Source organism: Pedobacter vanadiisoli, assembly GCF_042684385.1.
Taxonomy (GTDB): Bacteria; Bacteroidota; Bacteroidia; order Sphingobacteriales; family Sphingobacteriaceae; genus Pedobacter; species Pedobacter vanadiisoli.
The window spans coordinates 240,708-256,407 of the sequence record NZ_JBHULL010000009.1; the positions used below are offsets into that span (position 1 = coordinate 240,708).

Genomic DNA, 15,700 nt, shown 5'->3' on the forward strand with positions numbered 1-15,700 from the left:
AATAAAACAAACAAACTAAAAACTAAAGAAAAACATCAAAATTTTATGGCAGCAAAGAAACAACCAAGCTGGTTACATGTAGCGATTTCATGGGGAGCAAGTATTGTAATTATCGGAGCGTTATTTAAAATTCTACACATTGGTGGAATTTTAGGTAATTATATGATCGGGCTTGGACTAGGAGTGGAAGCGTTTTTATTCTTTTTAACAGGGTTTTTCCCACCAGAACCAGAACCAGCATGGGAAAGAGTGTATCCGGAATTAAAAGAAGATTTTAAAGGAGAATTGCCTACAGCATCTGCAAGACCTGTAGCCCAGGTTGCTCCGTCTAATACCGCAGCTTTAGACAAAATGTTATCAGATGCGAAAATCGGTCCTGAGTTGATTGAAAGCTTAGGTTCGGGTTTACGTACTTTTGGTGATAAAGTGGCAACAATTTCTAATGTTGCTGATGCTTCTACGGCTACAAACGAGTTTACTGGCAAAATTAAAACGGCTTCAGCCGGGTTCGATAACTTAAGTGCGTCTTTCGAAAAAGCTACTGCAAATTTAAAAGCAATGGGCGAAAGCTCTGTAGATTCTCAGGCTTATCATGATCAGGTAACCAATTTAGCTAAAAATTTATCAGCGTTAAATGCGGTATATGAATTGGAATTGCAAGATTCTAGTGCACATTTAAAATCGATGAATAAATTTTATTCAAATTTATCATTAACCATGCAAAACTTTAACGAATCGATGGAAGATTCGAAACAGTTTAAAGAGGAGGTGAGCAAACTGGCTAAAAACCTGTCATCTCTTAATGCAATTTACGGTAATATGTTATCGGCTATGAACAGCCCACGTGTATAATTTGTTTAGTTTTTAATTTTTAAAGGAAAAGCTACATTAAACATGGCAGGCGGAAAAGAAACAACAAGGCAGCGGATGATCAATATCATGTATTTGGTATTGTTGGCCATGCTTGCCTTAAACGTATCAGATACCATTTTAGATGCATTCAAAAATATAAACGATAGTTTGGATACTTCTAAAAACAATGTAAATACAAGTATTAATCAGTTATTTTCTGCCTTCGAAAATTCGAAGTTAAAAGAAGAACCGGCCCGTGCACAGCCTATTTACGAGAAGGCAAAACAAGCACAGAAGGCTGCGGATGATCTGAATAATTATATCGAAGGTCTTAAAAAAGAATTTACGAAGGCAGGTGACGGAATCGATCCTGAAACTGAAGATTTGGTGAATAGATCAAATCAGGATATTGCTCAAAATATCATGATTAATCAGAAGAAAGCAGATGAATTAAAGAAAAGAATCAATGCAACACGCGAAAAATTAATTTCTTTATTGGACCCTGCAGACAGGGCAAGTGTTGCTTTTTCTCTTGAAGCTAAAGATCCTGCTAGAAAAAGAAAAGGAAACTGGCAGGAGACCTACTTCGGTGAGGGAACGCCATTAACAGCTGCAATGACTATTTTAACCAAACTGCAAACAGACACGAAAAATGCTGAAGCAGAAGTGGTTAAAAAATTATTCGGAAATATGGACAAAGCGCAGGTAAACCTGGATCAGTTTGCTGCTGTAGCAGTTGCGCCTACGTCTTACGTTATCCAGGGGCAACCTTATACCGCTGAAGTATTTTTAACAGCGAGCGATTCGAGGTCAACTCCTGATATTACCGTTAACGGAAACAAATTATCGGTTAAAGATGGTAAAGGAACTTACAGTGGTGGCACAAGCAGTGTTGGTCAGTTTACCTGGGTAGGTACGATCCGCGTTCGTCAAACAGATGGACAGGTTAAAGAATACAAAACGCAGCCACAAACGTACCAAGTTGCAAAACCATCAGCATCGGTTACATCTACAAAATTAAATGTAATTTATGCTGGTATTCCAAATCCGTTTACCGTATCGGCAGCAGGTTTCCCTTTAGAAAGTGTTCGTGCTTCTATATCCGGAGGTTCAATGTCGGGTAGCAATGGAAACTTTAATGTAAATGTTCCGGGCAGCATGGTTGGTTCAGAAGTATCAATCAATGTTTCTGCGGCTAATGCTGGTAAAACCGTAAGTTTAGGCTCACAAAAATTCAGGGTGAAGGCCATTCCTGCACCGATTGCAAAAGTTGGTGGACGTGCAGGAGGCGACATAGCTTCGGTACAGTTGAAAAGCGAAACCGAAATTGAAGCAGATTTGGATGATTTTCCTTTCGATGTTAAGTTTAAGATACAGCGTTATAAATTAACCATTATTAAACCTCGTTCTGATGCGGTTACCATTCCTGGTAGCGGTGGAAGTTTCGCTGGTGCAGTTAAGGGCGCTATAAACTCAATTACTCCTGGAACCAGGGTGTTTTTTGAAGATATTGTTTCTGTAGGCCCGGATGGCCGTCAAAGGATTTTGCCTTCATTAGCGTTTAGTGTAAAATAAAAAGAAGATGAAAAGGATTTTAAGTATTGCTATTTTAGTTTTGTCGACAGCGTTCGCTTTTGCACAGAAAAAGCCGACCAAGTTAGCACCAAAGAAAGCGGCCCCGGTAACTGCTGCTCCAGCAGTTGATACGGTAAAAGCTCCTGTTAAAACGGCTAAAAAGAAACTTAAGGTACCCCCTAAAGATGGTTTTTATGCCCGTAAGGACATTGACAGTACTGAAATGGTGCCTTTGGCAGATGTAAGGGAAGAAGATGTTTTTTACGCAAAAAGAATCTGGAGGGAGATTGATTTACGTGATACTGTAAACTCGCCTTTAAGATCGCCAAAATCCAGATTGATTGATGTATTGATCGGTGCGATTAAAAAGGATGAGCTAACCGCTTATTCTCCTATTGATAGTGCATTGAATGAAGATGACGCTTTCTTAAATCCTATGTCTGCAGATTCTGCAGCTAAATCGGCTTTGGGAACAGCAGAGGTTTCGAACAATAAAACGGGAACCGTTACTACTGTGGTTAATGATTTTAACCCGGAGCTATTTTTGAAATTCAGAATCAAAGAAGATTGGATCTTCGATACCAAACGCTCTGTTTTCGAACCACGTATTGTAGGTATTGCACCGTTAAAATACAATGAAGTTTCTAAGCAATGGCAACCGGTATTTTGGGTATATTATCCGGAGGCTAGGGAAATCCTGACTAAAAAGCGGTTAATTAATACCAATAATGACGCATCTTCATTAAGCTTCGACGATTTCTTTATCCGTCGCTTATTTAGTAGCTATATTGTTAAAGAGTCTAACCCGGGAGATAACAAAATCAGGGATATTATTTCAGATCCTAAAGAGCGATTGTACGAGTCAGAAAGGATTAAAAAATCTGTTCTTGATTATGAACAAGGCCTTTGGGAATATTAATCTCATAAAAAAGCTCCGGTGAAAATCGGAGCTTTTTTTATGCCATCATCCTGCCTGAAGCACAGGTCACAAATTTTTGGAAGAAAGAGCTATCTGAATGCATTTTGCTATATCCTTACTCCGATTATTGGATGATCTCACTAACATTAATGACGTTCATTAAAAAGATCCATCGTTGCTCTTTGCCAACTGAAAAAAACTTCTGCCTTTATAGTGATTTTTCTGAGATGAATTAATCTTCTTGATCTCAGGAGCAATGGTTTATATCACAATATTTTATATAAATCAAAAGCGGTAACCAAAAATTTTGATTACCGCTTCTTTATTAATGGGGTAAGACGATCTATTGGTTATCTGTTGCGGCCTCTATTACATTTTGTATGGCTACGGGTACATTTGATAAAAGATTGTAACCAGTTGCTGCCTCTACTGCATCAACGGTAGTACGATAGGTTTTCCAGTTGCTATTTAACCCATTTGTGTTAGGCATATTTACCGTAATTACCCTTGTGGATGAATTGACCCTGCTTAAATCGTTATTACCGTTAGGCAGCACCACAATTACTTTCCAGGTATTAGATGGAACATTTATACGGCCATTGTCAATGGTGTAGGTAATGCCTCCGTTACTCCCGGTACCACCAGATCCGTAAGAGCCGCAGATAACATAAACTTCGTTACCAGCTGTTACCAATGAACGGGTATAGTTTTCAAGGTCGGCCCAGGGCCCTTGGTTGTTATTTGGTGCCTGTGGCATCATGTTACTCATCAGGAATGTAGAAGAGTTGGCTGCCACTGAAGCTGTCCTGTCAGCCGAAGGGCAATTGTGGCCACGATCGAAACCAGAACCAGAATAACTGCTGCTCGATACCTGATACCAGCCTGCAGGCAAGGTGTTATCAGCTCTGAAATCGTCCTGACGAGGGGTTGAACCCAGATCGGAAGCTCCGATATGCCAGCTCACCCAGTTCGGTGTAGCCCTACTTTTGCTATACGAACTTGAATAATAAGTACGTTCCATTAAGTAATTTTCAGGATACGAAGTACTGGCAACGGCATTGCTCGGATTACCCATTAAAAGGTGACTATTATCGCCCGGAGTAGTTGGAGGGTTTGAGGTGCTATCGCCTGTAGAAATGCTAAAATCGTCGATATTGATGCGGTTAGTACCCCCGCTAATTTTACGGACCTGAAAACGTACATTTCCGGAAATAGCGGTGTTAAAAGTAGCAGTAGATAATGTGGTTGAGCTACTGGTAATGGTGCCGCCGGTTTGTTGCCAGGTTGAACCACCGTTGGTAGAATACCATAGCTGCCAGGTACTATTGGCATCGCTACCGTATTTGGCATGGGCAATGGTTACTGCATCGGCCCCGTTAACATCAAAGTTCATACTTAATGTACCTGTGTTGCGCATACGTACCGATTGACTGCCATTTTTTGCATCCGCTGCCAGGTTTCCGATTAAGGCGTCGTCCAGAGTCCAGCTTCCGCTACTTAAGGTAACTGAGGCGGCACTGTAACTCCCTTTGCTGCCCGATTCGAAGGTTTCAGGGAAACCGGCAACTATTGACTGTGTACTTGCAGTAGCTGCTTTACTATTTAATTTTTGTTCAAATAGATTTGACTCAGGCAATGTTGGGTTTTCTTTTTTACAAGAGGCCAGGCCAAGGCAGAGCACTGCCATTAAGCTTAATTTTTTTAATGCTTTCATTTTTAATTGGTTTATTTATGGGGATTAATTTTAAGTCTCTACGGCAAAAGTTTCGATAGCCAGACAGCTACCATCAGGAAGATAACCGGTTATAATTATAGGGATCTTGCTGCTGCCCTCTACACGCGTAACCTGTATGTTGGATAGGTTTTGCGCAATAAAAGCCCGAAACGCTTCAATTTTGCGGGCATTTTCAATCATTGGCGCATCATTAGCATCTGCCTTTGATATAATGTGCTTAAAGAAGGCAACATGATCTACCTGTTTTAAATTAAAGGGTTCAGATTGGTAACGGGATGCTATTTCTTGCTGTAATGCAGAAGGAGGGATTTTGCCCCAATCAGCCGCTGTAAAAGGGCTTTCTGATTCAGTAAAATACAATACGCCCAATAGGAGTTTGGTAATTGTGGTCAGGATGTTGTTATTCATGTAAATAGGGATGCAGGTTTACCTGTATTAACAACCCTAAGTTATCTAAAAAATATTTAAGCCGTACACAATCCAGATTAATTTACTGTTAATATTTTTACAAGGCTGTCTTTCCTGTTTTACAACCTGTATTTAGGCTTCGTGAAAGTGCGCCAGTAAAGTCTGCACTTGCTTTTTGTTGAGCACTTCTAAAAGTTGTTCCTTAGTAGCCTCTTTAATTTTTTTTACAGATTTAAAATGCGTGAGTAATTTATCGGCAGTAGTTTTACCGATACCTTCAATCTGCTCCAATTCAGTTTTGAGTGTTCCCTGATCACGTTTTTTACGGTGGAAGGTAATTCCGAAGCGGTGTGCCTCATCACGTAATTGTTGAATTACTTTTAAGGTTTCCGATTTTTTATCCAGATAGAGTGGAAATGAATCGCCAGGATAGAATAACTCTTCGAGGCGTTTGGCAATACCAATTACCGTTACGCGTTTTTCAATGCCCAACAGTTTTAGGCTCTTTACAGCTGATGATAGCTGGCCTTTACCGCCATCAATGATGATAAGCTGGGGCAAGCTTTGGTTTTCATCCAGCATGCGCCTGTATCGCCTAAAAACGGCTTCTTCCATGGTGGCAAAATCATTTGGTCCTTCTACGGTTTTAACGTTAAAATGCCTGTAGTCTTTTTTTGATGGTTTAGCATCTTTAAATACCACAATTGCCGAAACCGGGTATTTCCCTTGAAAATTGGAGTTATCGAAACACTCAATATGCTTGGGCAGCTGTGTTAAACGCAGGTCCTTTTGCATGGTGGTTAATATGCGGTCAGTACGTAAATCAGGGTTAAGCTTTTCGTACTGGTTTAATTTTTCTTTTTTGAAGAAAAGCACATTTTTTTGCGAAAGTTCTAAAAGCTTTTTCTTTTCGCCCAGTTTAGGTACGGTGAAGCGCAGGCTTTCGTCTTCAAGTGAAGGTTCAAAGGGAACGATAACCTCTTTCGACGTGCTTTTAAATTTACTTCTGAAATCGAGCATGGCGAGCGTCATGATTTCATCATCGCTTTCATCCAGTTGCTTTTTAACCTCAATGGTTTGAGTCTGGATAATGGTTCCGTTCATTACCTTTAGGTAGTTCACAAAAGCATAACGTTCATCAGATGCAATACTTACCACATCTACATTCGTTATGGCACTGTTTACCACGGTCGATTTGCTTTGGTATTTTTCTAAAATCTCTAACCTGCGTGCATATTGATGCGCCAACTCGAAGTTTAAGTCTTCGGCTGCCGATTTTATCGTCGCTTTCACCTCACGGATTACATTGCCGATCTTTCCGTTCAGTATTTCCTTTATTTCGGCAATGTTTTTATCGTAATCGCTTTCGGTCTGGTAAGCCTGGCAGGGACCTTTGCAATTGCCAATCTGGTATTCAAGGCATACTTTAAACTTACCCTCCGCAATGTTTTTATCGTTTAAAGGTAAATTGCAGGTACGCAATGTGTAGATTTCCCTAATGAGGTCCAATATGGTATGCATCATGCCTATTGAGCCATAAGGGCCAAAATAGGTTGAACCATCTTTAATTACTTTCCTGGTCCAGTAAATGCGGGGGTAATGTTCATTTTTAACAATAATCCAGGGATAGGTTTTATCGTCCTTTAAATTTATGTTGAATTTAGGCTGGTGCTTTTTAATTAAGCTATTTTCGAGTAGCCACGCATCAATTTCGGTATCGACAATGGTAAAGGTAATTTTTCTGATTTTTGAAACTAATACCCGGGTTTTACCGTTAAACTGGCTTTTATCGCTGTTAAAATAAGAACCTACCCGGTTGCGCAGATCTTTTGCTTTTCCAATATACATTAACTTACCATCTGCATCCCAATACTGGTACACACCTGGTTTATGTGGAATTGCGGTTAATGCTGTTTTATGGTCGAAACTGCTCATTGATTACAAAAATAAGATTCAAAAAGGGAAATCTTTATTTAAACGGATATTGATTTAATGTTGTTTAAAGAATTTGGGGTACCTTTAAGCTAAGCCAAGGCGTGGGCAATCCGGGCACAATCTCTTGTAGCGCTTTTGCTATGCTCCAGGCTCAACAAAAGGATTTCCTCTGTTATTCTTCACGAAGAACCTGACGATTAAAATCCGAGCTTCTCGTCCAATTCACTCGTACCTTCTTCCTGCTTCTGATACTGGTTACAGTCAAAAGTAATGGAAACACCTGATTTTGGTGCTTCGAAATCGGCATGACTAATTTTTAATGCCGGATTGGCATAAACTCTTTTTATAAATCCTGCAAAAATTGGTAAAGCAGTATTCGCGCCTTCACCCTGATTGGTGCTGATAAAGTGGAAAGCCCTATCCTCGCAACCTGTCCAGATACCGGTTACCAGTTGTGGGGTAATGGCCATAAACCAACCGTCGGAGTTATTTTGGGTAGTGCCTGTTTTCGCCCCGATCGGTGCATTAACTTTATATTTATAATTCAATCTCGATCCGGTTCCGTTGGTCACCACACCTTTAAGCATCCTCGTCATTACATAAGCCACTTCCTCGCTCATAATCGGTTTTGGTATTTCCTTTTGAGAAAATAATACCACACCGTTTTTATCTTCAATTCTCAATAAATAAATCGGCTTGGTATAAATTCCCTTATTGGCAAAAGCGCCGTAAGCACCCACCATATTATAAACAGAAGAATCGAAAGTACCCAAACAAATAGATGGAAATGCCGGAACATTAGGGATCCCCATTTTTGTGGCCAGTGTAGACACGGCGACAGGACCAACCTGTTTCATTAAATAAGCCGTCACAAAGTTTTGGGAGTAAGCCAACGCTTTTTGTAAGGTGATACTGCCAGGTAATGGTTTGCCTGAGTTTCTTGGCGTCCAAGGTTCTCCATAACCTTCAATCGTTACCGGAACGTTCGGTACGGTATAACAAGGCGAATAACCATTTTCAATGGCTACAGCATATGTAAAAGGTTTTGCCGTTGAGCCTACCTGACGGGTTCCCATTTTAACCTGGTCGTATTTGAAATGCTCATAATTAATTCCACCAACCCATGCCTTTACATGTCCATTAGTTGGGTCCATGGTCATCATGGCATTACGCAAAAGCATTTTGTAATAACGTACAGAATCGATAGGTTTCATTACAGTATCAATATTGCCTTTCCAGGTAAAAATGGTCATTTCTGTTTTCGTATTAAAATCGTTGGTGATTTCCTCATCCGATTTTCCTTCCAGTTTTAACGATTTATAACGGTCGGATCTTTTAATGCCCTGCTCAATCTGCAAGGTTTTATCTTTAAAAGGATTTCTACCTTTCCAGCTCGCAATAAATTGTGCTTGCAGCACTTTCATGTATTCTTTTTGTGCTTCTTCTGCATATACCTGCATGTCATAATTCAATGTGGTATAAATTTTTAAACCGTCCCGGTCCAGGTCGTAAGGTGTACCATCAGGTTTGGTGATCGATTGTTCCTGAAAAATGGTTTTTATATCATTTTTCAATACCGAACGGAAATAAGGTGCAATGCCATCATTAACTGTGGCCGCATTAAAATGCAGGTTTAAAGGTTTGTCTTTCTCTTCATCGAATTGTTGCTGCGTTAAAAGATCAGATTTAACCATCATGGCCATTACTGTATTTCTACGGTCTCTGGAGCGCTCAGGGTGCCGTGTAGGCGAATACATGGTAATTCCTTTCTGCATGCCTACCAGCGTTGCTGCCTGCGTTATACTCAGTTTATCGGGAGTGGTATTGAAATAAACCCTTGCTGCCGATTTAATACCATAAGCCTGGTTGCCGAAATCGACTGTATTTAAATACATGGTAATAATTTCTTCCTTGGTGTAATTGCGTTCGAGTTTAACGGCAACAATCCACTCTTTAAATTTGGTTAATACCAGCGAGAAAAAATTGAGGTTCGATTCACGCGGGAAAAGATTTTTGGCCAATTGCTGGGTAATGGTACTGGCCCCCTGTTTTTTGCCGATTAAATTATAACCGATAATAGAGAAGGTCCGTTTAAAATCGATACCGGAATGTTCTTTAAAACGGGTATCTTCTGTAGCAATCAATCCGTTGATTACATTTTCGGAAATATCTTTGTAGGTAACATTCGATCTGTTCTGTACAAAATAAGTACCTAATGTGCGACCATCTTCGGCAATAATTTCTGATGCCTGGTTGCTTTTGGGATGTTCAATATCCCTGAAAGAAGGTAAAGCTCCGAAAAGACCCAAACCGATCATTGAAATGAAAATAGCGAAAAGGGCAATTCCCCCGATCAATAATTTCCAAATGAGTAAACTGTATCTTTTTATATCCTGTGCAGAAAGGGATTTATTCATTGTATGTTGTTATTTTCCAAAACCGAATAAAAGGAGGTTTGGATGCAAATTTATTAATTTTTTATAGAATCAAATTTAAGCTGTGCAAATTGGCAATTCAACGACTAAATACAGTTAAGCTTTAGTTTTCACGCTTTGCTTTACCATTTTAGACATATAAGGTCATCAATGGTTTCAGCTTTAGTCTTTAAGCTTTCTGCTTACTTATAATTGTCTTTTAAAAACTCCAGGTATTCGTTAATCCGCGATCTGTCTGTAAGTTTCTGAAAGTTTTCTTTGCTGATGATGAAGCCTTTGTAAAGGTTAGCCGGTACTTTCATAATATTCTTTAACTGGCCTTTAATGCTCGATTCGTAAATTTTTGCATCTTCAAGATCGACAAAACTCGTAATATAAATCAACTGATCATTATCCAACTCTACCAATTTATGTTCCAAATCGTTATCGGGGTAATTTCCACGGTTAAACTGACCTATACCAAAGCGGGATGAACTTAGGGTTAAAGTGGCATCGGCCACGTCGATTACGTAATAATACTCTTCTGATTTTTCTGCACTGAAAATACTGGCTGATTTAGTCGGATCAGCTGGCTTAACCTCAACAGGTTTTGCTACAGGAGAAGGTTCAGCCGTTTTTGTTACAGGATTTTCGATCACCAAAGGTTTGGTTGGAACGGCAGCTGGGGTAGCCTGAGCTACAAAACGGGGCTCGTTTGGATCAAAATCGATCAGCGCCACCGGCCTTTGTTTAAACTCATCAAGATTCGCTTCAATGTATTTTAAATGATCACGAACCAAGGGTGTAATAATTTTATCATTCGGATAAAGGCTCGTAATGAGGTTAAATTCCGTCAATAAAGCATCAATTTTTGCTGTGCGGCCAATGGCTATGGCTTTTAAATAGGCATACTGTGGTGCCAGGTCGTTATTTGGAAAAGCCGAAATATTATCATCAGCCTGCTTTACCACACCTGGATAATCTTTTCTAGTGTAAGCATCAAAAGCCACATTGTAATTATTGATGGCAATGTTTTCCATCTGTGTCTGTTTAGCCGAATAGTTCGGATCTAAAATATTCTTGGCAAAATTCGATTCTGGGAATTTTGTAAGCACCAATTGTTTATACTGATCGGATTTTACTTCGTCTACACCTTTATAATTGAGGTAAAGGCTATAATAAATAGCTACAAGGTGATTGTTTTCGGGATATCTCTTAATGAGCTCCAGGAATATTTTATTTGCCTCCGGATTATCGTTCAGTTCCTGCTGGTAAAAACTTGCGATTTCAAAATACGCATCTATAATTTTTTGATCAGATGCTGCCAATAATGCTGGCGTGGTAGGTAAAGCATCCAAAAACTGCTTTTCTAATGAAGTTTGCTCTGCAGAAGCGGCATTGGTTTGTCCCGTTGCAGGTATAATTTCTGTGGCAACTTTTCCTCCCGCTAAAACCTGGTTTGTTTCCTGTCCGGATGAGCGTACACTCTGGCGCCAGTTATCTTGGAGCTGGCGGTTGCCCCAACGTTTCTTAAAATCGCCAAAGCCATTACTTATGGCTGCATTATTATTAAAATAAAAAGTGTTTCCTGCAGTATTTGTTGGGACATTTAAACTTCTGTTCGGAAAATCCGGATCATTTAAGGACTGGTTGTTGATTGACGCGTCTGTATTCGTCACTTCAACTTTTGGAGCTAAATAAGCTTTTACTTTGGTCTCACGCTCAGCAGCCGGAAGTTTCGCAATATACTGGGCAGTATCTTCTTTAGCAATAATGGTATACCTATCGGTTAGATATTTCAGGTTATCGGCCTTTTTAACAATATTGCTGTAATCAGGAAAATTTTTAGGTAAAATCATTGCCGCACTGTCGTAATACAGTTTTGCTTTAATGTAATTGTTAAACTCTTTAAAGTTTAAATCAGCAATCCTTAAATAAGATAATGCTTTTTGTGTTTGGTTACGCGTACTTTGTGAAACCGATTTATGGTAGTTTTCTTCCGCTTTTACAAAATTACCTTCTGCCGAGAAAAGCTCACCAACCTGGTAATAGATCTGATCGATATAATCGAAGTTTTTATCGTCTTTTAATAGTGCGAGTAACTGGTCTTCCTTGTTCAGTTTTACCCCGCTAAGTAATGCTTTTAATTTAATCCGGTTTAAATTGGCGTGGAAATACATTTCGAAAGGCGCATTGCTCTTTTCTACTTTAGTGAAATTGATATAAGCATCCTGTATGTTTTTTTCTTTTTCCTGTAACTGTGCCAATATGAAGCGCCAACGGATACGTAACTGTTTTTCTGCAGGCAAGGCAATGGCCGATTCTAAAAATAAAATGGCTTCTTTATTGCGCTTCTGATAAATGCGCATCTGTGCTGCAGTTGCCAGGGGTTCAGCCAGATCTTTTTTTAACTGATCGGAAGCGCGCAACATGGTATCGAGTATTTTATCGGCCAGTACCATATTGTTCAGCTGCATCTGACTGCGGGCCTTCCAGTTCAGGGCCATAATGAACGTTTTCAGGTCATTGTTATAGGTTTTTGCCGTATAATCGAAATACTCTGATGCAATAAAATAATTCCCTTTCAAATAATTTGCCTTACCCAAAAGCATGTAGGCATCGTCAATATAATTGCTAAAACTTTTTTCATTAATGATGGTTTGTCCTTTGGCAATTACGTCATCAAGCTGTTTATTGGCTGTACCTGCCGAGAGCACCAGGTTTACCTGGGGTTCGGGGTCGAGATAAACAGGCAATATTTTTTCATAATTATCTGTATAACTTTGCAGTTGGCTCTCGTTGTATTCGGTAAGCAAGACATTGGAGTTATAGATATAATTATACCTTGCCGTCAGGTTTTGGAACCTGCGGTCTACTGCAGTATCTTTATTTGCAACACAGCCATAAATAAGGAGGGCACTAAAAAAGATGGCGAAGCGACTTAAATGTTTGCTAGCGTTTTTTTTCAATGATGGTAAATCTCTTAAGTTGATATATAATAAACAATATATATAGAAAAATATTTTATCCGGCAACAAATTTCAATTATTCAAAGTTAATTTAATTATTGCATAAAAAATGGAAAATCCAAAAGAAGAAGATGCAAAGAAAAAGGTGAACGCTGCGGCCAAATATTCTGCCATTGGTTTCCAAATGATCGCTACCATAGGCCTGCTTACTTTTATAGGTTACAAAATTGATGAGCACAGAAACAGCAAAAGCAAGTTGATCACTGCAGCTTTTGCCCTGGCAGGGGTTGGGATTGCGTTATACCAGGCTATTAAGCAGGTTACCAGGGATTAGTGCCGGTTAACAGTTTTCAGTTGGCGGATTTCAATTTTCAGTTAACCAATTAGATGATGAAATAATTCTTTAGTTAACCGGTTAACCATCCTTATAATATTTCCATCCCTTACTAGTTACTTGATAATAAAAACCTTATCTTTGCAAAAGTTTTTATCTGCTAAGAAATTTATTCCATTGACTCTAGCCAAATTTACCAGCATCTATTTGATCTTCGTGGGCTTATTAATAGGCGTTGTTGCCGTTTTACCTTTATTATTTCCTGATAAACAGATTTTTGTGAATAATTTTTGGGTGATGTTCGGCTTTTTGGCTGGTATTACCTATATCGCTTACATGCTTGTTGATATAGGGATAAAACGAGATCCTGAAGTGGGGATTATGGCTATTATGGGATCAATTGCGATAAAGATGATTTTTTGTATGGCTTTTGTGCTGATTTACAGTATAAAAGCAAAGGGAATTGGGCTTGTATTTCTGCTTAATTTTTTTTCTTTATATTTATTGTTTTCGGTCTTTGAAGTTTACTGTTTGTTACGTAACTTGCGCCACCAAAATTTAAAGTAAAAAACTGCCAATAAATGGATTGTAACCGAGTTTTTGTGTCTAAAGTTAAAAGGCTAACTATTGTTTTTACGCTTTTAATCGCGTTTTTATCTATCAAAATTGATACTTTCGCCCAGGTTGATAGCGCTGTTGTACCTGTTGATAGTGCTGTTGCTGAATCTGCTCATGCAACATCTGGCGAACATGGAGCTAAGGCCGAACACGGAGAAGAAAAATTCGAGCCAACCAAGGTGATTATGGAACACATAGCCGATTCACATGTTTGGCATTTGTGGGGTCACACTTCGTTGCCCCTTCCTGTAATCTTGTATACTCCTAATGGTTTAGAAGTTTTTTCTTCAGGTAATTTCCATCACGGTGAGCATGATTATAACGGTAAATATAATAACTACCGTTTAGAAGAGGATCATGTTAAAGTGGTTGGTGCTGATGGTAAAATCGATGAGGAGGCAAGCAAATCTATTCTTGATTTCTCGATCACTAAAAACGTTGCGGCAATGTTTGTGGCTATCCTGGTAATTCTAGTTGTATTTATTTCAGTGGCCGGAGCTTATAAAAAACGTGTGGGTAAAGCGCCTAAGGGTTTGCAGTCATTAATCGAACCGATTATCGTATTTGTGCGTGACGATATTGCAAAACCAAACATTGGTCATAAATACAATAAATTTATGCCTTACCTGTTAACCGTGTTTTTCTTTATCTGGTTTAACAACTTATTGGGTTTAGTGCCGATTTTTCCGGGTGGAGCAAACGTGACGGGTAATATTGCTTTAACTTTTGTAATGGCTTTGGGTACCCTGATTATTGTAAATATCAACGGTAACAAATATTACTGGAAGCATATTCTTTTGCCGGATGTTCCTTTCTGGTTATGGCCTTTAATGGTAGTTGTGGAGGTAATTGGTATTATTTCTAAACCTTTCGCTTTAATGGTTCGTTTGTTTGCGAACATCACTGCAGGACACATTATCGTATTAAGTTTAATATCGTTAATATTTATTTTCGAAACCCTGGCCATCGCTCCGGTTTCAGTTGCATTCGTATTGTTTATGGATGTACTGGAATTACTGGTAGCATTTTTACAGGCCTTTATTTTTACATTACTTACTGCTTTATTTATTGGTATGGCAGTAGAAGAACATCATTAACAGAAAACTATTTTTTACAAATTAATATAAATTAAATTAGTTATGGTAGGTTCAATCGCGGCAATTGGTGCCGGTTTAGCAGTAATCGGTGCAGGTATCGGTATCGGTCAAGTAGGTGGTAAAGCAATGGAAGGTATTGCTCGTCAACCAGAAGCTGCATCAAAAATTCAGACTGCAATGATTATCGCTGCTGCCCTTATCGAGGGTGCTGCTTTATTCGGTGTAGTAGTTGCATTATTAGGCTTAAACGGTTAATAATCACTGAAGAAATTAGGCTGGGTAACTAACGATTGGTTATTTACCCGGCCTTATTAAAAAGATTGTATTTAAAAATTAGATAAAATGGAATTAGTAACCCCAAGCATAGGATTGGTTTTTTGGACATCGGTAGCATTCATCTGTTTATTGATTATACTTAGAAAGTTTGCATGGAAACCTATTTTAGGTGCTATACACGAGCGCGAGCAAAGCATTGATGAGGCTTTGAACAAAGCTGAGTTGGCTAAACAGGAAATGGCTCGTTTAACCAGCCAGAACCAGGATCTGATGCAACAGGCCCGTGCCGAGCGTGATGAAATTCTGAAGGAAGCTAAAACCTTAAAAGATAGTATCCTGAACGAGGCTAAAAAACAAGCACAAACTGAAGGTGCAAAATTGATCGATAAAGCAAAAATTGAGATCGAAAACCAAAAGAAAGCCGCTTTAGCAGAAGTAAAAGGTCAGGTTTCTACTTTATCATTAGAAATTGCAGAACGTGTTTTACGTGCGCAGTTAGATGATAAAACCAAACAGGAAGCATTAGTTGCTAACTTGTTAAAAGACGTTGAATTAAACTAGTTTGAGA

The 15,700-nt window shown here is 39.0% G+C and carries 13 protein-coding genes; 8 read left to right on the forward strand and 5 right to left on the reverse strand.

Annotation, left to right across the window (positions count from 1 at the left end; all coding sequences use genetic code 11):
• Positions 1-45: 45 nt before the first annotated feature.
• The 3 genes from porL to porN are packed head-to-tail and all read left to right on the forward strand — an operon-like array spanning position 46 to position 3,346.
• Positions 46-852: a type IX secretion system motor protein PorL/GldL gene (gene porL / locus ACFSR6_RS12245; protein ID WP_379079225.1), complete on the forward strand. Its 807-nt coding sequence runs from the start codon at positions 46-48 to the stop codon at positions 850-852.
• A 42-nt stretch (positions 853-894) separates the two neighbouring features.
• The gene (porM, locus tag ACFSR6_RS12250) at positions 895-2,427 is read left to right on the forward strand and encodes a type IX secretion system motor protein PorM/GldM (protein ID WP_379079227.1); all 1,533 of its coding nucleotides are present in this window, start codon (positions 895-897) and stop codon (positions 2,425-2,427) included.
• Positions 2,428-2,434: 7 nt separating this feature from the next.
• Entirely contained in the window at positions 2,435-3,346 is a 912-nt protein-coding gene (gene porN, locus ACFSR6_RS12255; protein WP_379079230.1) for a type IX secretion system ring subunit PorN/GldN, read from the forward strand.
• Between the two features lie 343 nt (positions 3,347-3,689).
• On the opposite strand, the gene ACFSR6_RS12260 is transcribed toward porN, so the two are convergent.
• The 5 genes from ACFSR6_RS12260 to porW form a co-directional block, all read right to left on the reverse strand.
• Positions 3,690-5,060, reverse strand: coding sequence for a DNA/RNA non-specific endonuclease (locus ACFSR6_RS12260; protein WP_379079233.1), 1,371 nt, complete (start codon positions 5,058-5,060; stop codon positions 3,690-3,692).
• Between the two features lie 30 nt (positions 5,061-5,090).
• Positions 5,091-5,489, reverse strand: a complete 399-nt coding sequence (locus tag ACFSR6_RS12265; protein ID WP_379079236.1) for a nuclease A inhibitor family protein — start codon at positions 5,487-5,489, stop codon at positions 5,091-5,093.
• Positions 5,490-5,621: 132 nt separating this feature from the next.
• Positions 5,622-7,424, reverse strand: a complete 1,803-nt coding sequence (gene uvrC / locus ACFSR6_RS12270) for an excinuclease ABC subunit UvrC (RefSeq protein ID WP_379079239.1) — start codon at positions 7,422-7,424, stop codon at positions 5,622-5,624.
• 197 nt (positions 7,425-7,621) lie between these two features.
• Positions 7,622-9,841, reverse strand: coding sequence for a transglycosylase domain-containing protein (locus ACFSR6_RS12275; protein WP_379079241.1), 2,220 nt, complete (start codon positions 9,839-9,841; stop codon positions 7,622-7,624).
• Positions 9,842-10,041: 200 nt separating this feature from the next.
• Positions 10,042-12,807 (reverse strand): type IX secretion system periplasmic lipoprotein PorW/SprE, encoded by a 2,766-nt coding sequence (porW, locus tag ACFSR6_RS12280; protein ID WP_379079243.1) that lies wholly within the window; start codon positions 12,805-12,807, stop codon positions 10,042-10,044.
• Between the two features lie 109 nt (positions 12,808-12,916).
• Between porW and ACFSR6_RS12285 the strand changes: the two genes are divergently transcribed.
• From ACFSR6_RS12285 to ACFSR6_RS12305, 5 genes are all read left to right on the forward strand, one after another.
• Positions 12,917-13,141, forward strand: a complete 225-nt coding sequence (locus ACFSR6_RS12285) for an AtpZ/AtpI family protein (RefSeq protein WP_379079245.1) — start codon at positions 12,917-12,919, stop codon at positions 13,139-13,141.
• A gap of 141 nt (positions 13,142-13,282) precedes the next feature.
• A complete protein-coding gene (locus ACFSR6_RS12290; RefSeq protein WP_379079247.1) occupies positions 13,283-13,708 on the forward strand; it encodes a hypothetical protein in 426 nt (141 codons plus the stop codon).
• A 14-nt stretch (positions 13,709-13,722) separates the two neighbouring features.
• Positions 13,723-14,856, forward strand: a complete 1,134-nt coding sequence (gene atpB, locus ACFSR6_RS12295; RefSeq protein ID WP_379079248.1) for a F0F1 ATP synthase subunit A — start codon at positions 13,723-13,725, stop codon at positions 14,854-14,856.
• A 42-nt stretch (positions 14,857-14,898) separates the two neighbouring features.
• On the forward strand, positions 14,899-15,111 hold the full coding sequence (gene atpE, locus ACFSR6_RS12300) for an ATP synthase F0 subunit C (protein ID WP_025144011.1): 213 nt from the start codon (positions 14,899-14,901) through the stop codon (positions 15,109-15,111).
• Positions 15,112-15,198: 87 nt separating this feature from the next.
• A complete protein-coding gene (locus tag ACFSR6_RS12305) occupies positions 15,199-15,693 on the forward strand; it encodes a F0F1 ATP synthase subunit B (protein ID WP_379079250.1) in 495 nt (164 codons plus the stop codon).
• Positions 15,694-15,700 lie beyond the last annotated feature (7 nt).